The following is a 23,281-nucleotide window of genomic DNA, read 5'->3' on the forward strand; positions in this document are numbered from 1 at the left end:
TTTCGGGTTAAATAAACTAAATTAAATCGGTATTCAACATGCTTTTTAAAATATTGGCCTGCACATCAATATTGCTGATGTTTTCCATAAAGCTCATGTCTGCTATCTTTTTATAATTGTCGGCCAGCAGGTTTTTGATCTCGAGTGGCATGGCCGCTTTCATAGCGGAGGCATTACCTTCCAGCTTGTCGTTTTTATCCCGCAACTCGTGTATCAGTTTTTCCTTTTTCGACATATTGTTCGTCATGTCGATACCGGCTAACTTCGTGATATCCAGAAACACAAACAGGTTATCCGACAGGGAATAGATCAGGTACCGGTCATCATCCACAAACTTGTATACTTCCGCCACCTGCGTGCCGGCCTTTAATCCGCAGTAAAATTCGGTTTTAAATTCGTATTTGCATAAAACGCCCATCAGCTTGCGTTGAATGGTAGCATACTCATCGGTGTAAACGTCCTTATCATTATAGACGGTTATCTCCTGTAGCAGCTCGGGTGCGATGGGATAAAAAAAGTCGGGCGCGAACCGGGAGCTAAACGCATTGATATTTTTAGACAGTGGATTATCGGTTGAATTATCCGACAATACCTGGAACAACTTCCGCAGTGACAGATTGACCTTCAGTGCCTGCCGTTGTTTTTCGAGGTTAAAATTAGCCAGGGTATAGTAAGGATCATTCAGCCTGTCGATCATTTCCTTATTGATCTGGATCTCATCAAAAAGCAGGCTCACGTTGGTTTCGTTATTCTTTTTGATCTTGCGGAGCAGATCTATCAGGCTCTGGGTAAATTGCAGGTGAAACAGATCGAGCTTGTTGATATCCAGCTCGGGGTTGGTTTCAAAAAGCTTGTGGATCACCTGGCTGCGCAGGTATATTTTATAAATGATATCATCGCCGAAAAAAACAGAAAGCAGTTGAAGCTTACTGAGCATCCGGTTTGACTGATTTAAAATATTTAACCTGCTTTCATCCATCAATTTGGCGACCTCAAATTTTGATTAAATGCAAATTTACGAAAATATGAGTGAATCCATTATAAAGCGTCATTGCGAGGTACGAAGCAATCTCTACATAAGCAGGTCTTGAGACTCTGTATAGTTTAGAGATTGCTTCGTACCTCGCAATGACGCGTTTTTTAATCATAATAGGGCCTGTCACCCTGAGCCTGTCGAAGGGGCGTGCGCAGAGGCCCACCCACCATGCTTCGACAAGCTCAGCATGACAGCCTTGTATTTTTGCTTACGCGTTGGTCACTGTTTTTTTCAGTTCCACTTCCAGGTTTTGCAGTTCGGTATTGAGGGTTTTGCGGTTGGCAGTACCTTCTTCGTGAATGCGTTTAACCTCGGTAAGTGTTTCAATAAGCGACGCGGTTGTTTTTTTCAAAGTATCCAGCGACACCACGGTTTTCTCATTTTCCTTAGCTACGTCAATACTGTTTTGTTTCAGCAGCTCGGCGTTCTTTTGCAAAATGGTATTGGTGGTGTCCGAGATCTTTTTCTGCATCTCCACGTTTTCCTTTTGACGATTCAAAGCTACAGCTATGGTCAACTGGTTTTTCCAAACCGGGATGGTGGTAGATACGATGGACTGCGCTTTTTCGGCAATGGTGGTATTGTTGCTTTGCACTACGCGTATTTGCGCCAGCGATTGCAGCATAATAAAACGTACCACTTTCAAATCGGCCAGGCGTTTATCTAAACGGTTCACAAAATCGCGCATATCGGCAATTTCATAATCATTATAGGCCGATGGATTGGCATCCATTTGTGCCAGCTGCTCGCTCAGCTCGTTGTATTTTAACTGGCCCGAAATGATTAGTTCTTCCATCTGATGGATATAACCCACGTTACTATCAAACATGGTTTGCAGCGAGCTGTTATCCTTTAATGAATTAACACGACCAGCTTTGATCTTGTTGGTGATCTTATCGATATTGTTAATTACAGTATCATACTTCTGGAAAAGCTTTTTGGCATCAACCACCAACTTTTTCATAAAAGGTATGTGCGATATAAAGGAGGTGAACGCGTTCTGGTTCAGCTCATCCACATCAATATAATTCAGTTCTGTAAGCAGCTCATTGATGAGGCCGCCAACTTCGCCGGAATTATAGGTACGTACCGAAGTAAGGAAAGTATTGCTATACTTTTCCATAGAGCTTTGTACCTCTGTACCATAATTCAGGATCGAGTTTACATCCTTAGGATCGAGTGCTTTGGCTACTTCGCCATATTTTTGCACCTCGGCCTGGCTAATATTGGCTAAATCAACATTACCTTCCTTATCCAGCAATTTTGCCGGTGTATTGGTACTTGTAGCCGGGGCCGGATTAATATCTAAATTAACCGGTGTTATATTTAGTTCGTTATTTCCTGGTGTGCCTTCCATTGTATTGAGTTTTAATGTTTTTTTCGGGATCGTGGTTCGTGTTGCGAGGTTCGTATTAAATAGTACGCGAACCACGATCCACAGACCTCGCTACCTATAAATAATTTTGTGCCATGGTTTTCACCGACTCTTCCAGTTTCCTGTCGCGGGTTGGTTCGCCAATGGCGTTAAATTTCCATTCGCCGTTTTTCTTATAAAATACGCCCATCGCCATAGATACGTGACCAGCAAAATCTTTACTGTGCGCGATATCATACGTAGCAAATACTTCATTTACATGGGTTGGAGTGCCTTCGTAAATGCGGATGGATGCAAAGGGAATAGTACCAAAATCCTGCCCGCGGAAGCTATTGAGGATAAAACCCACATAGCTTACAGACGCACTCAGGCCAGACAGGTCAACGGTGATCACCTCATTGTCCAGGCCGTCGTTGCCAGATAAGTCACCAGTTAAATCGTCGCCGCTGTGTTTTACCGCGCCATCCTTTGATTTCAGGTGACCGAAGTAAACCACATCTATCAGTTGTTTATTATCATCGTATAAGGCGCAGCTGGCGTCCAAATCAACCGCTTCTTTTGTTGTACCGATACCAAACAGGCCTTTCTTTTCGATAGCGCCCCAGTTAATGCCTACACAAACCGTTTGTAATTTGCTGCCGTTACTTTTCTCCAGACTTATCCGTTGTCCTTTTTGAAGATTGATAGCCATAATATATTATTGGTATTTGGTTAAATAATCCTGTAAACCGCCTTTCATGCCAACGCCTACAGCTTCAAACTTCCAGTTGTTATCTTTTTTGTAGATACGACCAAATTCAACAGCAGTTTCTATCGAAAAATCTTCTTCCAGCTCGTATTTTAAAATATCGGCACCGGTGGCGGCGTCAAATATGCGGATGAAAGAGTTACGTACCTGGCCGAAGTTTTGTTTGCGGGCCTCGGCTTCGTGGATGGTTACCACAATGCATATTTCAGATACTTTGGAATCGGCTTTTGACAGGTCGACTTTAATTTGCTCATCGTCGCCATCACCGGCACCAGTCAGGTTATCACCAGTATGCTCAACCGCGCCATCGGGCGATTTCAGATTGTTGTAAAAAACAAAATATTCGTCGGCTATAATTTTTTTGTTATCGCCCAATATAAAAACAGAAGCGTCCAAATCAAACGCGCTCCCTGTTGAAGAACTGTTGGTATCCCATCCCAGGCCAATGGTAAACTGGGGGGCATTAATGCTTTCCCGCTGACCTTTTTGCAAGTTAATTGCCATGTTGAATTAGTTTATGATTTAAAAATAGGTTTTCTTTTATGAAGTTCAGGTTAAGTGCATAAGCTTCGATGGTATGGTAACCGTTGCCCAGCGCCATATCATAAAGCAAGTTTATAAAATCAATTGATTGATCCTGAATAAAAATACAAAAACTCTCAAAATCGTAATTTAAAATATACTTTACGATACGGGTGTTGATGCAAAAATTATTGCTTTTGATGATGCCATCCAGATCAAAAATATTTTTTACCTGGTGATAATTTAAATGGTTCTCGATATTGGGGTGGATGTTTTTGTTCACCAGCTCGGCAAAATACAGCATGAATATATCGTTGCCGAGGCCATACTCATCAACCATTTTCATGATCATGCGCTCGTGGCTGCCGGTTATTTTGATGTCATCCAGGAATATCAGCGTTTTGCCCTCCAAAAAATCCTTATCGATATGAAATGAATCATTACCGATCAGGTTCATCCTTTGCTCGGCATCCAGTTCGCCATAATCTTCTTTATAGGTGATGGTGCGATGAACCTTGGTTTCCTGCACTACCGGGTAAGCATACCGGGCCAGCCAGCGGTTAAGCCGGGCCACAAACCAGTTTTTCATGGCGAAGGTAGCCGTTGGGATAAACGAGTACGGGCTTGATATCACTACAATTTGCTGCTTGATGGGATTTTCGGTGAGGTAGTCCCTGATAAAGCCATCGGCCAGGTGAGTGCCAAAATATTTGGCCACAGCATCATCGCCAAACTTAAAACGGCTGTAATCATCAGGGTTAAACCCAAATGCCTGCGCATTGTTGATATGATGTAATGAATAAGTAGTGTTCATTAAATAATTATTGAATTAGTGATTTTTTTTGGAGCAAGGAGCAAGGATATTTGGATTAAGGATTTTTTTATCTTTCAATATTTATCTTTTGTTCCTATAAAATCATTGTTCCAAATATCCTTGCTCCTTGCTCTCAAAATCTTTGTTCCAAAAATCCTTTTATCTATAATAAGTTAATAATGAAGAAATGGATGTGTTGTTTGAATTGACAAGCAAACTTTTTATGCCGGCCGCTGTAGCACCTTCAATATCAGCCTTAGGGTTATCGCCAATGTGAATAATGCCTGCTAAAGTTATATCTTTTTCTTTATTGATCTGTTTAATGTTTTGCAGCATCAAATTAAAAAACTCCAGGTTGGGTTTCGACATGCTAACCTCGTCTGAGTACAGCTGAAAATCAAAGTATTTATCCATCTTTAATTCGGCCAGTACCTTTTTTAATGTTGCTCCTTTTATAAAACCGGTGTTGCTTAGCAAGCTAAACGTGGCACCGCTTTTTTGTTTTAGATTATCCAACACCTCAATTGTTACAGGCTCGTAAACCGTAGGCAGGTAGTTAAACACCAGGGCTTCCATATCGGCGTAAAGCTTGGCAGTATCAATCTCATTCAAATTCAATTGGTTATCATTGATCAGACTGATCACCATCAGGAACATCTCCTCAGCGTCGATATTTTTTCCGGTACGTTCGTTAACGGCATTGCACATCAGATCCACTGTGCGGAATGCCTTAGCCACTTCATCGATACCTTTACCAGATGGGTTAAAATCGCGGTGAAAGATGCGGGTACGTTGAATTTTATAGTCAGGATTAGAACGGATCAGTGTAAGCCAAAGATCAAAGGAATAGTGCTGGTAGAACATTAGGGTCGGGTTGTGAGGGTCGGGTTGCGTGTTAAGGAGGTCGAATTGCGTGTTACGAGTTGCGGGGAACATAAAGGCATACCATTTAAGCCCCGAACCTCGCAACCCGATCCACGCAACCTTTAATATTGTTTCAATATTTCTAAAAAATTATCGGTGTTGTGCGGTTCGCCTATGGCGCGGAATTTCCAGGTGCCATCTTTACGGTAAACCTCGGCAAAGGTCATGGAGCACATACCGTTGTAAGTAGAATCACCCGAGAGACTGAACTTGGCTATCTCCTTGCCGTGATTATCTACCGCACGGATAAAAGCGTTATCAACCATGCCAAAATGCTGATTGTTTTTGCGTCCCTGATATATAGCCACAATAAAAAGGATGCGGTCGAATTTTGGATCAAGAGAATCCAGCTTTACGATGATCTGCTCATCGTCGCCATCACCTGCACCGGTACGGTTATCACCAGTAAGCCAGATATGACCCGATGGGTGCCGCATGGAATTGAAGTAGATCACATCACCTTCGTACAAACTTACTTTGTTGCCGTTTGGTTTTTCAAAGGTGCGACCACGGTTGGCCACGAGCCCGTTTTTATCCAGCAGAAAAGCGATAGCATCCAGGTCATACTCGGCTTCTTCGCCACCACCAAAAAGCTTGCCCAAAAAGCCGCCACCGCCGCTTTGTTTTACATCCCAGCCTAAGCCAATAGTAACCGACGACAGATCAAAACTTTCGCCTTTATCATTTTTACGCAGGTCAATTGTTTGACCTTTTACTAAATTAATTGCCATAGTTGATAGTTTATTAACCTCCTCTAAATCTCCTCCAAAGGAGGAGACTTCAAAAAACATTTTCAAAGCCCTCTCCTTTGGAGAGGGTTGGGTGAGGTCTTACTTAATGATCTGTCCTTTAAAATATTTACTTAAAAAGAAGGCCAGGTCCTCCTTATAACCCACACCCGATGCTTCAAATTTCCAGGCGCCGCCGCGGCGGTATAGCCTGCCGAACTCAATAGCCGTTTCAATCGAAAAATCTTCGCCCAGTTCATATTTACATACTTCGCTGCCGGTAAGGTCGTCAATAATACGGATGTAGGAGTCGCGTACCTGGCCAAAGTTTTGCCTGCGGGGCTGCGCCTCGTGTATGGTCACTACAAATAATATTTCCTGTATTTTGGGATCTACTTTGGTCAAATCCACGTTGATGGATTCATCATCGCCGCCGTCGCTGTTACCGCCCGATGGATCGTCACCGGTATGGTGAACGGCAGAGTCGGGCGAGTCCACATTATTATAAAAAACAAAAAATTCATCCTGCGGAACAAACCTATTCTCGTCTATCATAATTGCCGATACATCCAGGTCAAAGTCATAACCTGTACCTTCGTTCGGGTTCCAGCCCAAACCAACTGTCATTTTTGATAAACCGAGATCTATTTTCTGTCCCTTCTGTAAGTTGATAGCCATGTTAAAAGTATTTTATTAAAACTTGCGCTTCCGTATAATATTGCGGGGGGCAGGTTTGTTTTGTTCGTGAATTGATATTTTAAATATTAGTCTAAGATATATCCTTTTTTAATCCGTGCATCCTAAACAGTATAACAAATCTGTTAGGTTACATCTGAGGATTGTGACTAAGGAAAATGAAGAATGTTACAGGATGATCATAGTAGGAATTTCCGTAATGATGGATGAGCCGGAAAGATCATTTCCCCCTTTGCTTCGCCGAAATTGATTTGGTAATGGTTTTGCCCTGCATCAATTGTTTCGGGTCTTTTACCAATTTGAGCGAATTGACCCAGGCCTCCTGCAAAAGCTGCCTTATATAAATAACAGGAAACGCCTTAACATCCGGAACGGTAATGTACCGGTATTGCTTACCATTGCCAATCAGCAATTTTTCGGGGTCGGTAAGATCGGCGCCATGGTAAAAGCCAAACTGCAGGTTATTGTTTGTGCGAAAAACAGCGATGGAACAAAAGGTATGCCCCACCTTTTCTGTAGGCGACCAGCCAAAAGCCAGCGCGTTATAATTATCATAAATGAGCTCGTTGGCCTGCGGAAACAGGTCCCAAACAAAATCGCGCAGCCACAGCGCCCGCTCCTGCACATCAGACCGAAAGGGTGTGAGAAATTTCAACAAGTTGGATTTTTCTTCTATGGGCATATCGGTACTGGTTTATGTTTTTAGCTCCTGACAGGAACTGTTACTAAAGTTAAGTCGCAAATATTTAACTACCAAAATACCTAATGTATGATTATTTATTACCTGTATTTTAGGCTGTACGTTTCCCTATTTTTTGACATACAACGTATAACCTAAAACGTACAACCCTAATTCAAATGATTACTTTTGAACAATGAGCAACATCCCTCTTCATTTATTAAAGGACAGAACCGACTTTGGCTTACACCTGAAGCATTTTAAAAAGGGCGACCCCGTGGAGATGGACCCGCGCGTACTTGAAGCGCACCGGGATGATCATTATATTTTTTTTCTGATAGAGGAGGGCTCCGGTTCTTTGATGATCGATTTCAACGAAGTTCAGTTATCTGGCGGTATGCTGTATTATATCCTGCCAACCCAGGTACATCAACGCATCCGTAACGAACATACAGATGGCTGGTTTATTGGGGTTGATACCTCGTTGATACCGCCTGCATGCCGGAATGTATTTGAAGGGCAGCTGTTCCTGCAGCAACCTTATGTACTTAATGACATCCGGCTCAGGCAATATCAAAGCCTGTTAGTACTACTCCTGGAAAAATATAACGAAGATGATACCGATCCGTTTTATGCAACAACCATCCATGCCCTGCTAAAATCTTTTTTAACCATTGCAGCGGGTAGCTATAACGGGCATTCCGGTACAAATTTAAAAGTATCCCGCCCGGCTCAGCTTACCAGCCAGTTTAAAAATCTGCTGATGGCCGAATTGCGATCCAATAAAAGTCCTGCCGATTATGCGGCTATGTTAAACGTTTCCGAAGCTTACCTGAGCGAAGCGTTGAAAAAAATCACCGGGTTCCCGGTAAGTTACTGGATACAGCAGGAAGTAACCATGGAAGCCAAACGCCTGTTATACTATAGTCAGCTCACAGTTAAAGAGATAGCCCATAGTTTGGGTTATACCGATCATTCCTATTTCTCGCGCTTGTTTCGTAAAGTAACGGGCACTTCCGCGGTCGCCTTTCGCGAACAATACCGTAAATAGTCCTATCATTACGCCAAAGTCGCCATTTTATTATACTTAAAAAGCAAGTTTCTTTGTATCATCAAAAATATGTTACATGGAAACATCTATTTTACAACAAATAAAAAACAAAGCGGGAAAATACTTCGGACCACAACTGCTCCAAACCGGGCAGGTGCTGGATGTGCGTGTTTGGGAACCCGCTACTATGATAGAGATCGACCTGCATTTACCCCTGGCCGATATGCGGCTTTGGAACGAAATACCTTATATCAAATTCAAGGTTGATGAATTATGCTTTCGGGATTATACGCCATTTGGCTGGGATGCCGAAACGGCTACCTGTTCGCTGTTGGTTGATATCACACATGAAGGTTGTGGCAGCCGCTGGGCCGCGCAACTCCGTGCCGGCGACGCTGTTCAATACATGAAGATTGGCGATACGCATCAGTCACCCCATCCTACCAACCTGGTTGTGGGCCTGGGCGATGCCAGTAGCCTGGGGCACTTGCTGGCCTTACAGCAACTCACTTTGCCCGGGATCCGTTTTGACGGTGCCGTACTGTTGGATAGCCCGCACACCGGGCAATTGGTGAAGGATTATTTCCGGTCGCCGGTTAGTACGCTCACAACCCGCCACGAACTGGCTAACTGGCTGCTAAAGCAGGGTTATTGCACCGCGCACACTTCATTTTATCTCACGGGAAATCGCGAGTTGGTTGTGGAACTGCGCACCTTATTAAAAAACCTGGGGCATGTTAACATCCAGGCAAAAAAATTCTGGTCATGAACTGTCCAATTACGGTAATTCCATTCGAATACATTACAAAGCTTCTATTTATTTAAAATTATATACATCTCCTTTATGGAAACCGGATTCAGAAAATGGATCATCGTTATCACCATCATCACTTCAACTATTATTGAGCTGATTGATACTACCATCGTTAACGTATCCATCAATACCATGAGCGGTAACTTAGGCGCTTCACTGGAAGATACCGCCTGGGTGATCACTTCTTATGCCATTGCCAACGTGATCATCATCGCCATGACCAGCTTTTTAGCCGAAAAGATCGGCCGGAAGCAATACTATATTGGCTCTATCTTATTATTTACACTGGCATCGGCCATGTGCGGGTTCTCGACTAATTTATGGGAACTGGTGGCTTTCCGTTTCCTGCAGGGTATCGGCGGCGGGGCCTTGCTGTCAACTTCACAATCTATCCTGTTCGAAACATTCCCAGCTAAAGAGCGGGCAACCGCCAGTGGTATATTCAGCCTGGGTATTATTATCGGCCCCTCTATCGGGCCGGTAATGGGCGGCTACATAGTAGATAATTTATCATGGCAATGGATCTTTTATGTGAATATCCCTATCGGGATCGCAGCGGCGCTGCTATCCTACATCTACCTCAAGCCTACCAAAAAATCAGCGGATGGGCGAAGTATCGACTGGCTCGGTATCTTCCTGCTCACCGTAGGTGTAGGCTCGCTCCAGGTAGTTTTGGAGCGCGGCCAAACCGACGATTGGTTCTCTGCAACCTACATCCTGGTTCTCACCATCATTTCGATATTGTCAATAGCCACCCTCATTTGGTGGGAGCTGCGGATCCCTTTCCCAGTAATTAACCTGCGGGTGTTAAAAAGTACCACCTTGTCTATTTCGGCTATCATGACCTTTGTTTTGGGTTTCGGATTGTTTAGCAATGTGTTTGTTTTTCCTTTGTTTTCGCAGCGCATCATCGGCTACTCCGCTTTCCAAACCGGCACCATGCTGCTGCCCGGAACCTTGATGGCAGCCATGATCTCGCCTTTTTTGGGTAAGATGCTGCAAAGCGGTCTGCGGCCGCAATACCTGATCATTCTGGGGTTCGGACTTTCGGCAGCGTTTGGTTACATCATGTCGGGATCAAATCTGGCCACCGGGAGCGCTTACTTTTTTATTCCCCTAATTTTCCGGGGACTTAGCGCGGCATTGTTGATTGTCCCATTAACAGCACTGGCCGTATCAGAATTGAAACCGGCAGAGATACCGCAGGGAGCGGCCCTTAACAACATGATGCGGCAAATGGGTGGCTCATTTGGTATTGCTTTAATTAACACCTACATCGCACACCGGGAAGTTGCCAACCGAACCGCCTTAATTACGCATGTTACTGCTTCGGACCCGCAAACCATCATGCGGCAGCAATCCCTTATCCAGAATTTTATGGCACATGGCTCCAATTACCTGCGTGCCATACAGCAATCTATCGGCGCGCTGGAAAACATCGTAGTAAGGCAAACTTTTTTACTAAGCTATATGGATGCGTTTTTGCTGCTGGCTATTTTAAATGCCTGCTGTATCCCGCTGGTGATCATCACCATTAAAAAAAGGAAGGAAGTAAAAGCTGTAAAGGTAACTATACCCGATGCGCATTAAAGACGGCACGAATTAGGGTTATGTTACCGCAGCACTAATTTATAACGCAAAATAATGCCGTTGGTGTGGGCACGACCGGCATTAATGCTTCCATAAGTAGACAGCGAATACGCATCAAATACATGGGATCTTTCACCCGGCAAGGGGCGAAGAAGCAAACCAGGTGCCAGTACGCACCTGCACAATAAATACTTTATAAACACGGGCCTTTAAAAACAGGCTGGCCCGTGGCTGCTGCCAAATGGAAATTTGTTAGTCCTTCCATGTGTATAATGATCACATACTTTATGATCGCGATACATTTTAGGATTGTTGGGGTGATTGGCGAGCAATTCTGGGTGAGTAGCTTCAGTCTTATCAGGCTGAGGAACTATCGTAGCTTTTTTCTTCATGACGAATCCTCCTGAAATTAAGGTTTTAGAGCAATTGGTTATATAAATTTAAGCATAAAACTTACTCATTGCAAGGGTTTTATGAAGAAAATATTATTTTATTTATGAAAGGGATAAAAATACTTCTGATATCGCCGGATTTATCGGAAGAGATGTTAAAGCGGATATTATGATAAAACTTTCAGGAGGGCCTTTGGGGCAAAAGCTACCATTACCGATAAATAATTAACTTTAGCCTACACATCCTTATCATGAATTTATTACCGTACGAAAATTTCTATATCATTACCCAACTAAAACCTGCCGAAGTACAGGAGCGCCTGGAAACCGAAATTGAGCCTTACACACCATTTAGCTTTAAAAAATTATTCGTTCGTAAATCAGCTTATTTCTTTAAAGGGTACGCGGAAGATGGCAGTTTCCGGATCATACGAATAATTTTTAATCGTAATTCATTCCTGCCTATCATCAAAGGCTCTACCGAAAGTTATTTGACCGGCAGCCGGATACATGTTATCATGCATATGCACCTACTAGTTACTTTGTTTATGTGTATCTGGTTTGGCATGGTAGGTTTTGGCGCTATAACATATTTAACAGGGGCTACTGCAAATAAATTTTCCCCGCCCCCGCTCTTCGCCTTACTGATGTTTCTATTTGGCTATGGCATGATGATAGGTGCATTTAAATATGAAAGTATTAAAGCAAAGGATAAACTGCTGGAGTTATTAGAGGGTGAGGCAGATTACAAATAATATTTTTTTTTCAGAAATTTCTTGATTTATAAAATAATTGTGTATCATTGTGCCATGAAAACAACAACAATACTATGCTGTATACCGCAACCGATTTATCGGAGGGGATAGCTATGTATTGAATAAAATATAATCAAATGCGTGAATCCTCTTAGACAAATCTAAGGGGATTTTTTGCTTTAGGGAGAAAATTCAGGGTAGTATATCAATTGGTCAGATTACTCCGTTTGGGGCGGAGAGGCTCCTGGTTCGAGTCCAGGTTACCCTACTGATTATAAAGGAAATATAGCTCAATGGTTAGAGCAGCACCCTTATACGGTGTTGGCTAAAGGTTCAAGTCCTTTTATTTCCACGGGTTTATTTTCCTGCGTGCAAGGGCAGCACATCAGATTCTGTATCTGAAAGTCGTGGTTCCAACGCACGTAGGAAAACAGTTTATTCAAAAACAACAGGTGTTGCTTTTTGCCTTGATCTGTTACTGCTTAACCGGCCTGCGCCGGGTAGGGCGAAGTGCGCGATAAATTACAGAAATTTCTGTAATTTATAATATATAACAAAAAAAATGGCCGGTTGCCCGAGTGGTTCAAGGGAGTCCTCTGCAAAAGGAATGTCCGCAAGTTCGAATCTTGTACCGGCCTCATTTTTTAATTACTTTGTCATGCTGAGCGGAGTGAAGCATCTGTTATACAACAGGACATATTGAAGAAGATCCTTCGTTCCTCAGGATGACAAAAGTATGAGTACCGGAAAATAAAACTTCGGACTTAAATGCTTATATTTGTATATATCAACGGCCCGGTTTTTCTATAAAAAGGAAATCCGGGCCGTTCTGTTAAGGAGAAATATAGTCCCAAATCACACCGTTTTTCATTCAACACATTGACAATCAAATTATTAATACTTTTTAAACCTGTCAAAACCGTGTAAAAATTTGTTAAAAAGTGTTAAAATCGATGGTTTTGAATGAGTTTTGAGCAGTTTTTCGCTCGTTTTCAGTCGTTTTTGAGGCAAAAAGTGTTAAAATAAAACTTTAAAAAGTTTTCGGATACGGATTTTAGCATTTGAAATACCCTCGCCGGATATTTGGCAATCTGCCCGCAAATCATTAAAATAGTACCTCCTAATTAATTAACATTAACGATGAAATTCAAACCATCCTTATCGCAGGTGCTCGGCCTTTTGCTGATTACGGTTACCCTGCAAAGCTGCGAACCTACCCAACCCGGCAGCTGGAAAAATGAACAGATCAGCAGTCCGGATAAATTTCACCAGCTTAACGCCGAGCTTCTTAAACAGCTGAAAGTGAACAATGAAAAAGACCTGGAGAACATCATGTCGAGGGATTTTATTGATACCCGCAGCAAAAACAGACAAATAGAACTCGTGAGCAACCGTGTAAAAGCTACCGACTATACCCTGCTTGACGAATATTATGTGGTAAACCGCTATATAAGTGGCGATACCATCAGTTCGGGCATTAAGGGCCCTACTGGTTATTCGCTAACCTACCAGGGTGCTACACACGAAATGTATCTGGCTTTTTTTGTACCTAAAAATAAATCTATAGCCAACCAGGACATGATCACGGCGGTTTACTGCAAATATGATTATGGATGGAAACTGAGTCAGCTGGATGTGAGCCGCTATAAAGTTAATGGCAAAACGGCCCCAGAACTGCATGATCAGGCCCAGCAGTGCTATAACAAAGGTTTTTTAATAGATGCTTTAAATATATCATCATCGGCCATAGACTGCTCGCGCCCCAGCGATCTGTGGAAATACAACAGCGAAGAGGAGATGAGCAGTTTTTATAATAAGGTTTTAAAGGAAGCCTATGGCCTGTATAGATTCCCGCTGGCTATTAAACAGGTATCAAGCCATCCGTACATCATCCGGATATTTAACCAGACCACGCCCGAGGGTGTTTTCCCGATGATCTACTATATATCATCCATCAAAGTACAAGATACCACGGCTATCAAACAGGAAAATGAGAACATCAAAAAAGTGATCAACCAAACTTTACCCGGTATTGATCAGGACAAAAAATACGTGCTATACTCGGCTTTTAATAAATTACCATCGGGCATGACAGTTGATCATTTTGATATGACCGCGAAACTGAAGTAGAAGTAAATCAAAACAATATACCGGACAATAATTTGCCCGGTATATTGATAAAAACTTAATTAACCGTCCACTGGCTGCTTTCAGCAGTAGCGCCGATAGCGGTACACTGGGCAAACCCGCTTTGATTTTCGAGATTCAGGTAGGTATTCTGCCACTCGTTACGGAGGCGTTTATAACCATTGTAATCTTCCAGCACCCAATAGCTGCTGTAAAAGCTATCCGGAACAGCGGTGCTTTCGGCATAGCTGTACAGGTGTTCGATGTTGAGGTAATGACCGGTACTTACATTTTTGATGCGTGTATGGCCGTTAACCTGTTCCGTTGCCCATTTACCATTGGCCACGGTGCTTGACGAACTGTATTTTACCTGCCCGTTATCTTCGTAAAGGTAAGTATTCAGCCATTTGTTTTTGATACTTACGCCGGTAGTTACCGGAGGCGTGGTGCCGCCACTGATGGTGTTCATCAGGTTTTCGGCATTAGCTGGTTGCACATTGGCAAAATAAGTAAACACCTGGTTTAACTGATTTTGCACACTAGAGTTGCCTTTGTATTGCTTACGGTATTGATACAAGCGGTAGATCTGCTCCAACTCATGCTGGTGATAAGGTACCCCCAGCTTTTGCTGCATGGTAGTTAAAAAGCCATAACCAAACTCAACGGTTGGCTCGATCATAGTGCCTTCGCCATAATCATTCCAGGTAGCAAACTGAACAATACCCACGCTCGATGCCAGGGCTTTATCCAGCATAGTACCAAATGTTGAAGTGCCGTTATAGGCGATTTGCCAGGTTGGCCCGCTGGCCCCGCCGGCCGCGTAAAAGGAGTTAAAGCCCGGATAAACCACCCCAACCGAGATGGGGAAACTGGATGCCTGCGCGTAATAGTTATTCACTACGGTTGGGTGATCCTGGTATATCCAGGGGAACTCGCCACCCGCGTTGTTGGCACCAACCTGGCTGGTAAAACCATACAGTGGGATAACTTTGGGTTTGGGATTTAATCCGGCCAGGATCTGATCCCATTCGCTTGATGAATGGAAAGTTATCGGGCCAAAATTGAGCACTACGGGTACGTTGTTCACTTTGAGGTAATTGCCCTGGTTAAAATAGTTGCTTTGCATGTAGGTAAAATCGCCATGAGCACCGCTGGTTTGGCCGGCATCCCAGTTGCGGTCTTCCTCCACAATAGAAAACTGCAGACCCACCGCATTCAGCTTGGCAATGAGGGCGTTGGAGTTATTGAGATTGTCCGGATAATCATAAAGTACACGGGTGCCGGGCCAATCGATAGTGACCCCATCAACGCCCGAATATTTCATTAACAGAAGCTGATACTCAATAATATCGGCATCGCCCGATGCATAGGGGCCGGTTTGCGGGTAATAATAAGCGGCAATTTGCCGGCGACCGTTAGTAATGATGTCTGGATTTTGGGTGTTCATTTTCCAGTGATAACCCCAGGCGCCTTTTGATTCGGGCGTTTCAAACCAGGGCATCCAGTGCATAAAGATCTTTTTGGAGGTGGATTTACCCACCGGAACGGCGGCAAGCGTTTTGTTTTTGATGGAATTTGGCTCGTCGGGCCGGTTTTCCGATGAATTTTTCTTACAGCCAAAACATAGCATGGCCATAAGCATACAGATAGTGAGCTTTTTCATAAGGTAATTGGTTTTTAATTGGTTACAGCTACCGGGCTTAGGGTGGCCAGGTATTAATACAAAGGAGAGAAGTATATAGCGTAATACGCAGCAAAAGCCAGGCTGTCTTATGAAAATATAAATCAACAGCTCGTTGAAAATACCATTAATTAACTAATTATCAATAACATATGCAAACACCAAACACATATGAATACATGAAAAATATAAACTAGTGATCTTTTAAAAATACCTAAACGCATACATATAATTAATTATACGTATGCGTTTAGAGGCTGCCCAATATCACCTACTATCCAAGCTTTTAATAAATGCGATAATATCCTTGCTTTCTTTAGCACTAAGGTTCAATTTATCAAAGAGCAGGGTTTGATTATCGATTTTTATACCCAAACCGGTACCGCCGCCCTTGTTGTAAAAATCCATCACCTGGTCAAGTGTTTTGTACACCCCATTATGCATATATGGAGCTGTTCGTGAGGCATTGCGTACCGTGGTTACCTTAAAAGCATGTTTAAATGATGGCGTTTGCACTATATTAAACCTACCCAGATCGTTATCAATAGCATGTGCAGTTGCCGATTGAGGTACGCCGATCACTTCGCTTTCCATTTTCATGAAACGCGGCGGGAGATTGCCATTAAACAAAGGCATATAATGGCAGGTACCGCATTTGGCCTTACCCATAAACAGGTTAAAGCCATGCAGTTCGTCTTTGCTCATAGCGGTATTATCACCACGCATATAGGCGTCAAAGCGGCTGTTCAGCACGGTAAGGCTACGGACATAGGAGCCAATGGCGTTCATCACCTCAAGCGTGTCAATCGTTGTACGTTTTTTTGAAGGATAAGCATTGACGAATTTTTCGCGATAGATTTTATTTTGCCACAACCGTTTGGCAGCCCTGGCCATTGAGCCATGCATTTCATCAGGATTTTGCACAACGTTACTTACCTGGTCTTCCAGCGTTGTTGCCCGCAGGTCGTAAAACTGCGATGGCTGCAAGCCCGCGTTTAATAGAGTCGGTGTGTTTCTTTTTAGCGGTTGTTTACCACTGATCATGGTGTTCTTGACCAATCCGTCGGTAAAAGCTTTTTCGGGTTGATGACAGGAGCGGCAGCTTCTTGTTCCGGTACCAGATAATACCGGATCAGAAAACAGCATTTTGCCCAACATTACTTTTTGTGGGGTCGATACCGCATCGGCATTGGGCGAATATGCGTTTACGTCGAAAGCATTGGTATCAAACAAAGTTTTAGCATCCTGACGCAGCAAACGATTGTACCTGATCACATGGATCTTTAAATGTTGTTCTAAATCTGAAATGCTTCGGCTGATAGGATTGCCATACTGTGTTATAAATTCGGCCCGGTTAAAATTATTGAAACCTGCGTGGGTCTTCAGATAGGCAACAGCAGCCGAAATTTGCGATGATACTTTTTTAGAAGCTTCATCATTACCAGCATAAAACTTCAATACGCTTTTAAGACTTTCCAGGCTTGTAGCGCTTTCGGTCATACTTTTCTGCGTTAGCGGATCATCAAATCCGGCTATGCCCAGCGTTAATATCCTGAATACTTCGAGCCGGGCTGCATCAAACACCTGCCCGTCCAGAATATCAATATTGCCGAAATAGGTTTTGTATTTATTGCAGCCATATTGCAGCGTTTTAAGTTGTTTTACCAGATCCTTTTGTTTGCTGGCATCATACCTGGGGAACAGGTAGCCTTCTATGATCTGTAGCCCGGCAGGTTCAAATACCTGTCCGCTTCCCATTTCCACTTCTGGCACCGGTGCTCCGTTTACCGACCTGGTGGTGGCAGCGTCAAAATATTCGGCGGCCCATTCTATTTTTTTATACCGGAGCCGGGCTTGCAGAAACAATTGCTGTAACTGTTTTTCATCGGGCGAATTACTTTCGGCCGCTGCCTGGAATTTATCTTTCAAAAACATCGAAAGATCATCTACCTGTGTCAATAATAGCTGCGCTATCGCTTTAGCCGGAGTCCGTTTTTCCTCTCCGCTTGAAAAAAGTGCATAACCTATTACCGCGATCAGTACTCCCCCTATAAAAACAACTTTCTTCATGTACGATAATGGCTACGCCTGTAAACTATTTTCAAAACTCAAAACCTGATAAAAAAGTACAGGGGCAGTTCCATCGAACTGTCCCCTGATTTAATATTATTTTATAGATCGCTGTACCTATCCTGATATTAAAACTCAAACGCATTAAGCATAGGGTTGGCGTTTTTGTCGCGATCGTTAAGTGGCTGTAAGCTCCATCTTTTTTCAATAAACGATAGGATACTGATAGTTTCATATTGTGTATGATCTACATATCCTTTTTTAGCAAATGGCGAAATGATCAACGCAGGCACACGAGTACCAGGTCCCCATTTTTTATCAATTACTGGCGGGGCCACATGATCCCAGAAACCACCATTTTCATCATAGGTAATAATAATTACGGCGTCTTTTCCATTGGGGCCGTTTAATACATCGTTTATCAATTCAACAGTATGGCTTTCACCATTCTGCACATCTGAATATCCCGGATGTTCATTATTAATACCCAGTGGTTTTACAAATGAAACACTTGGCAGAGTACCATTTTTGGCGGCATCAATAAAAGCGGTCTCATCTTTTAAGTGGTCTTTTTTAGCTTGTGTACCATCGGCATACTTGGCAAAATAAGCAAATGGTTGATGGTGAAACTGGAAGGTAGCATCAGGGTTGCCAGCCAGGGCATTATCCCATCCGCCTGAATACCATGCCCATGAAATATTTTTGTCACTTAACCTGTCGCCAATGGTAGGCATGGTTTGATTAGGAATCAATGTAGCAGCATTGGCGCTGGCCGGGTGCGGGGCATTTACCGTATAACTGGTATTTACCACATACCCATCAGGTGTAACCGCACCATCAGTAATCACATTACCAGAGCCGTCCAATTTAGCAATCATGCTGGCTGGTGCATTAGGGAATACAGGGCTTGCAGCAGCAATAAGCCATTGGTGGTTCAGGAACGAGCCCCCAAAAGCGCTGTGAAAAAAGTTATCGCACAGGGTATATTTTTGAGCCATACCCAACAAAGGCAATAAACTGGTTTTATAATAGCCCATTGCCAAACCGGCGGTTGTATTGTACAAGGCAAACTTGTCCATTTTACCACCATCTATCTGCATTTGCTCCTGGTAATAACGGTGCAATACATCTGGTGTTTCCTGATCAGATGGGATATATTGGTCGATATTAAAATAGGTATTAGGCAAATTAGTTGGGAAAGCGCTGGTGCCGGATATAGGAGGCAAATAAGTATAAGCGTTTCCGTTGGCATCAACCTGAGTAATATTAGCGGTTGCTGCTGCCGATAATCCATTAGCACCAGAAAACTGGCCGTACAGGTTATCAAAACTATGGTTCTCCAGATAAATAACCACTACATGACCTACCTTGTCAATAGCTGGAGTAGGATTGTTTTTGTTTTTGCAGCTGATAAAGGCCGCACTTATAGCTACAATGCCAATGGCCGGAACTAATAATGCACCTATTTTTAAGTATCGCGAGTTGCTTTTCATGATGAAGATGACGGATTTTAAATTTGTTAAATTCCCGTTGCAAAAGACAACTTTAGCATCAATTGAACATTAGTTTAAAATAATCATTGTGTTAAGATAAATACTCCTCAGCGAATATTTATAACCGTAAAAGATTAATCTGAGCAATAAACAAATGCTTCCCCAAAGTGTAAATTCTCAATTATTGGTTTAATAGCTGCCTGATTACTTCTTGTTAAGAAGCTCCGATGAAAATTACTGATAGCCCCTGCAAGTACTTTGCTAATTGTGCAGCCATTAATGGATCTGTTAATTAAACCTAACACCATCTATTAAGATCAGTAACACTCATTGAATCAGCACATAATAAATGAGGTTGTCAATTATTAAAAATAATTACAATCGATTGCGATAAAATTTGAAACAAGCTCCATATTAATCAATTATTTATCTTTTATTAATCATCCGCTCTTGTTTTGTATGCAATTATAAACCAGTTGCATACCACTCTTGCCAACCCACCGGCAATGAGTTAGTGTACCAGATTAACCGATACAACCATGAATCACTATCAATCGTACCCGCCGTAGGTGTGCTGCCGCATTACACCTACTACCTTAACCAGGTAACCCAATAATTTAAACTTAATCATTAACGAGAAACAGTATGAAAAAACTTAAATACTCACTTATAATATTTTTTCTTTTCCCGCTTAGTTTGTTAGCCCAGCAAATTCCAATTAGCGGAAAAGTAATTGACTTAACCGATGGGTCGGCACTTCCGGGGGTAAGTGTAAAAATTAAAGGAACAACCATAGGTACTATTACCGATATAGGTGGAAAATTCCAACTCAATGTTGCCAATACCGATGCCATTTTACAGCTATCTTTTCTTGGTTATGTAACACAGGAATTAACTGTTAAAGATATTAAAGGCGGCACCATAGCCTTAAAAACAACCAACAAAAGCCTGGATGAGGTGGTAGTTGTAGGTTACGGTGTACAAAAACGGGCCACCATAACCGGATCCATATCAACGCTTCAAAGCAAGGAGATCGTTACTACCAAAAACGAGAGTGTGATCAATATGCTAACAGGTAAGATCCCGGGTGTACGCATTCTTCAAACAACCGCCGAGCCGGGCGAATATGATAACGTTTTAAATATCAGGGGTTATCAAACCCCTCCATTAATTGTAATTGATGGTATTATTGGTGGCGACCAGTCGACCATAGGCAGAATGGATCCCAATGAAATTGAGAGCATTTCGGTATTGAAAGATGCGGCTGCATCTATATACGGTATGCGGGCCGCCGGCGGCGCTATCCTGATCACCACTAAAAAGGGATCTAAGAACGGAAAAATCAACATCAACTACTCGGTTAATGATGCGATACAAACCTTTTTGGGAATGCCGGAAGGTGTGGGCGCGGTGGATTATATGATGCTGACCAATGAAAAAGTTAAACGCGATTTCGCCAATAATTTTATATCCAATGTAACCCCGCAATACTCTTATGCCGATATGAAACCCTGGCTTGACGGCACCCGCAAATCGGCAGATTGGGTAGGCCTCGCTTTCAAGAAAACCGCCAACCAGATACAACATAACTTAAACATTGACGGAGGCAGCGACAAGATCAGCTATTTCTTCAACTTTGGCTATCTAAAGCAAGACGGTGTTTTTAAAAGTGGCGATCTGAATTACAATAAATACAACTTCCGCTCAAACGTAACGGCCAGCATCACTAAAGGGCTAAAGGCACAAGTGCTGACATCGGCCTGGATGGATGAAAAAAATCAGCCTTTAACCGATGAATGGACCGTTTATAAGTATACCTGGAACGAGAAACCTATTGACCAGATTTACGCCAATGATAATCCATTATACCCCAACCTGATACCCGGTGGCGACAACGTGAACCCAGCTATTGCTACCGATGCCAGTAAAGTGGGGTCAAAAAGGGTCAGAAATAAGAACATTACCAGTCAGTTAAATTTAACTTATGACATACCCGGTATAGAAGGGCTAAGCGCTAAAGCTTTATTCAATATTGACTATGGTACTCAGGATAATAACCAGATTAAAAGGTCATACTATTTATATACATACAGCGCTGCTGATGACACTTATCTGCCAAATTTAACCAATTCGCCCGCGGGCATAAGCCGGTCTTATTATACTCATTTTAACACCCTGAGCCAGGTAACACTAAACTATTCACATACCTTTCTGGAAGATCATCATGTAACCGCCATGGCTACTTATGAACAAAGCCATGAAACTGCCGATAACTTTAGCGCTTACAGAGACGTGGAGATACCTATCGATTATTTGTTCGGTGGCTTGCCAAACTCCAATATGGCAGGTGGTATGGACGCAGGTGCATTGCAGGATCGCGCGCACAAAAGTATTATAGGCCGGTTTAACTATGATTACAAAGGCAAGTACCTGGCCGAGTTCAGCTTTCGCCGGGATGGTAACAACCTGTATCAACCCGGACCCGACCAATGGGGCTTTTTCCCGGGTGGATCTGTGGGCTGGGTGTTAACCAAAGAAAGCTTCTTCCGGAAGCTGATACCTGAAAATATCCTGACCAACTTAAAATTAAGAGCATCATATGGCCAAACCGGCGACGAGGCTAATGCGCCGCCATTCAACTATGTTAACGGATATACCTACCCTATCAATAGATATATTTTCGGATCAAGCCCTGTTAACGGCTCTGCTCCTAAACTGGGTAACCCTGGTTTAACCTGGTCGGTAAATACTATCAAAAATATCGCGATGGATTTCAGCCTGTTCGGCGGAAAAGTAGATGGTACCATTGAGGTTTTCAGAAACGACAGAACAGGATTACCTGCACAACCTTCCGTAGCCTTACCCGGAACCGTGGGAGCTGATGTACCCCAGATCAATTACGACAGCGACCGTGTACAAGGGTTGGATTTTAGCTTATCCTACAGAAATACGTTTGGCCAGGTTGGCTTAAATTTAACCGGTAACATAGGTACAACGCGGTTACAAAAAAGGAATGTACTTCGTACCCAATCAGGTAACGAATATTTAAACTGGAAAGAAAACCAGACCAATCGTTATCAGAATGTTTGGTGGGGACCAGAGTATGCCGGCCAATTCACCAGCTACAGTCAGATATACAATTATGGTGTAAACACAGGTGGCGGTAACAATAACGTTGTTCCGGGCGATTACTACTACAAAGATTGGAACAATGACGGGGTTATAGATGATAAAGATGACCATCCCATTGCCACTTCAGATATCCCTTTGTATAACTACGGCCTTACCATTGGCTTAAGTTATAAAGGCTTTGATATGAATATGCTTTTACAGGGTGCAGCAGGCGTTTACGTACAATACGGCGAACAGTTTGCATCGCCGCTGATGTATAACCGCAGTGCGCTAACCCGCTTCCTGGACAGCTGGCACACAGCCGATCCTTATGCCAATGTTTTTGATCCCAACACGGTATGGGTACCCGGATTTTATCCTGCAATGGGCTCGCCGGATGCGAAGGGCACCAAGGCTATACAAAGCGCCAGTTATCTGCGTGTAAAATCACTGGAATTTGGATATTCATTATCACCAAATGCACTGAAAGTTATAGGCATAAAAAAGTTAAGGGTATATGTTAACAGCTACAATCTATTAACATTCACTGGATTAAAGAATTACGATCCCGAGCACCAGGGCCCAAGCCCGAGGAATGGTAATGACGGCATTTCCGGATACACCTATCCCATAAACAGGACCTTTAACCTGGGAGCTAACGTTTCCTTTTAAACT

General features: G+C 42.9%; 18 protein-coding genes and 3 tRNA genes. 9 read left to right on the forward strand and 12 right to left on the reverse strand.

Features of this window, described 5'->3' with window-relative positions; all coding sequences use genetic code 11:
• Window positions 1-16 precede the first annotated feature (16 nt).
• From AC57BQ_RS20435 to AC57BQ_RS20475, 9 genes are all read right to left on the reverse strand, one after another.
• Window positions 17-937, reverse strand: coding sequence for a hypothetical protein (locus tag AC57BQ_RS20435; RefSeq protein WP_496408024.1), 921 nt, complete (start codon window positions 935-937; stop codon window positions 17-19).
• 307 nt (window positions 938-1,244) lie between these two features.
• Window positions 1,245-2,393 (reverse strand): toxic anion resistance protein, encoded by a 1,149-nt coding sequence (locus tag AC57BQ_RS20440; protein ID WP_496408025.1) that lies wholly within the window; start codon window positions 2,391-2,393, stop codon window positions 1,245-1,247.
• Between the two features lie 94 nt (window positions 2,394-2,487).
• Window positions 2,488-3,102 carry a TerD family protein gene (locus AC57BQ_RS20445; protein WP_496408026.1) on the reverse strand — a complete coding sequence of 205 codons (615 nt, stop codon included), beginning with the start codon at window positions 3,100-3,102 and terminating at the stop codon, window positions 2,488-2,490.
• 6 nt (window positions 3,103-3,108) lie between these two features.
• Window positions 3,109-3,663, reverse strand: coding sequence for a TerD family protein (locus AC57BQ_RS20450; RefSeq protein WP_496408027.1), 555 nt, complete (start codon window positions 3,661-3,663; stop codon window positions 3,109-3,111).
• Window positions 3,653-4,495: a phosphoribosyltransferase family protein gene (locus tag AC57BQ_RS20455; protein ID WP_496408028.1), complete on the reverse strand. Its 843-nt coding sequence runs from the start codon at window positions 4,493-4,495 to the stop codon at window positions 3,653-3,655. The genes AC57BQ_RS20450 and AC57BQ_RS20455 overlap by 11 nt, the downstream gene beginning before the upstream one ends.
• A 159-nt stretch (window positions 4,496-4,654) precedes the next feature.
• A complete protein-coding gene (locus AC57BQ_RS20460; RefSeq protein WP_496408029.1) occupies window positions 4,655-5,431 on the reverse strand; it encodes an HAD family hydrolase in 777 nt (258 codons plus the stop codon).
• A gap of 50 nt (window positions 5,432-5,481) precedes the next feature.
• Entirely contained in the window at window positions 5,482-6,150 is a 669-nt protein-coding gene (locus AC57BQ_RS20465; protein ID WP_496408030.1) for a TerD family protein, read from the reverse strand.
• Between the two features lie 99 nt (window positions 6,151-6,249).
• Window positions 6,250-6,825, reverse strand: coding sequence for a TerD family protein (locus tag AC57BQ_RS20470; protein WP_090470126.1), 576 nt, complete (start codon window positions 6,823-6,825; stop codon window positions 6,250-6,252).
• Window positions 6,826-7,063: 238 nt separating this feature from the next.
• Window positions 7,064-7,525, reverse strand: coding sequence for a DUF1801 domain-containing protein (locus AC57BQ_RS20475; RefSeq protein ID WP_496408031.1), 462 nt, complete (start codon window positions 7,523-7,525; stop codon window positions 7,064-7,066).
• A 193-nt stretch (window positions 7,526-7,718) separates the two neighbouring features.
• Between AC57BQ_RS20475 and AC57BQ_RS20480 the strand changes: the two genes are divergently transcribed.
• The 8 genes from AC57BQ_RS20480 (at window position 7,719) to AC57BQ_RS20515 (ending at window position 14,254) form a co-directional block, all read left to right on the forward strand.
• Window positions 7,719-8,573, forward strand: coding sequence for an AraC family transcriptional regulator (locus AC57BQ_RS20480; RefSeq protein WP_496408032.1), 855 nt, complete (start codon window positions 7,719-7,721; stop codon window positions 8,571-8,573).
• Window positions 8,574-8,649: 76 nt separating this feature from the next.
• On the forward strand, window positions 8,650-9,342 hold the full coding sequence (locus AC57BQ_RS20485) for a ferredoxin reductase domain-containing protein (RefSeq protein WP_496408033.1): 693 nt from the start codon (window positions 8,650-8,652) through the stop codon (window positions 9,340-9,342).
• A 75-nt stretch (window positions 9,343-9,417) separates the two neighbouring features.
• Window positions 9,418-10,977 (forward strand): DHA2 family efflux MFS transporter permease subunit, encoded by a 1,560-nt coding sequence (locus AC57BQ_RS20490; RefSeq protein ID WP_496408034.1) that lies wholly within the window; start codon window positions 9,418-9,420, stop codon window positions 10,975-10,977.
• A gap of 643 nt (window positions 10,978-11,620) precedes the next feature.
• Complete coding sequence (locus AC57BQ_RS20495; RefSeq protein ID WP_496408035.1) at window positions 11,621-12,124, forward strand: hypothetical protein; 504 nt, start codon at window positions 11,621-11,623, stop codon at window positions 12,122-12,124.
• Window positions 12,125-12,318: 194 nt separating this feature from the next.
• Window positions 12,319-12,392: transfer RNA gene (locus AC57BQ_RS20500), tRNA-Pro, on the forward strand.
• An 11-nt stretch (window positions 12,393-12,403) separates the two neighbouring features.
• Window positions 12,404-12,476: transfer RNA gene (locus tag AC57BQ_RS20505), tRNA-Ile, on the forward strand.
• A 212-nt stretch (window positions 12,477-12,688) separates the two neighbouring features.
• A tRNA-Cys gene (locus AC57BQ_RS20510) sits at window positions 12,689-12,762 on the forward strand.
• A gap of 502 nt (window positions 12,763-13,264) precedes the next feature.
• Entirely contained in the window at window positions 13,265-14,254 is a 990-nt protein-coding gene (locus AC57BQ_RS20515) for a hypothetical protein (RefSeq protein ID WP_496408036.1), read from the forward strand.
• Window positions 14,255-14,309: 55 nt separating this feature from the next.
• Here AC57BQ_RS20515 and AC57BQ_RS20520 read toward each other — a convergent pair whose 3' ends face one another.
• From AC57BQ_RS20520 to AC57BQ_RS20530, 3 genes are all read right to left on the reverse strand, one after another.
• Entirely contained in the window at window positions 14,310-15,914 is a 1,605-nt protein-coding gene (locus AC57BQ_RS20520) for a hypothetical protein (RefSeq protein ID WP_496408037.1), read from the reverse strand.
• Between the two features lie 285 nt (window positions 15,915-16,199).
• Window positions 16,200-18,002 (reverse strand): cytochrome-c peroxidase, encoded by a 1,803-nt coding sequence (locus AC57BQ_RS20525; RefSeq protein ID WP_496408038.1) that lies wholly within the window; start codon window positions 18,000-18,002, stop codon window positions 16,200-16,202.
• 128 nt (window positions 18,003-18,130) lie between these two features.
• Window positions 18,131-19,495, reverse strand: a complete 1,365-nt coding sequence (locus tag AC57BQ_RS20530) for an alkaline phosphatase family protein (RefSeq protein ID WP_496408039.1) — start codon at window positions 19,493-19,495, stop codon at window positions 18,131-18,133.
• A 645-nt stretch (window positions 19,496-20,140) separates the two neighbouring features.
• Here AC57BQ_RS20530 and AC57BQ_RS20535 point away from each other — a divergent pair.
• Window positions 20,141-23,278: a SusC/RagA family TonB-linked outer membrane protein gene (locus AC57BQ_RS20535; protein WP_496408040.1), complete on the forward strand. Its 3,138-nt coding sequence runs from the start codon at window positions 20,141-20,143 to the stop codon at window positions 23,276-23,278.
• The last annotated feature ends 3 nt before the right edge of the window (window positions 23,279-23,281 follow it).

The organism is Mucilaginibacter sp. BGA-UO-ETr-C110, assembly GCF_059567985.1.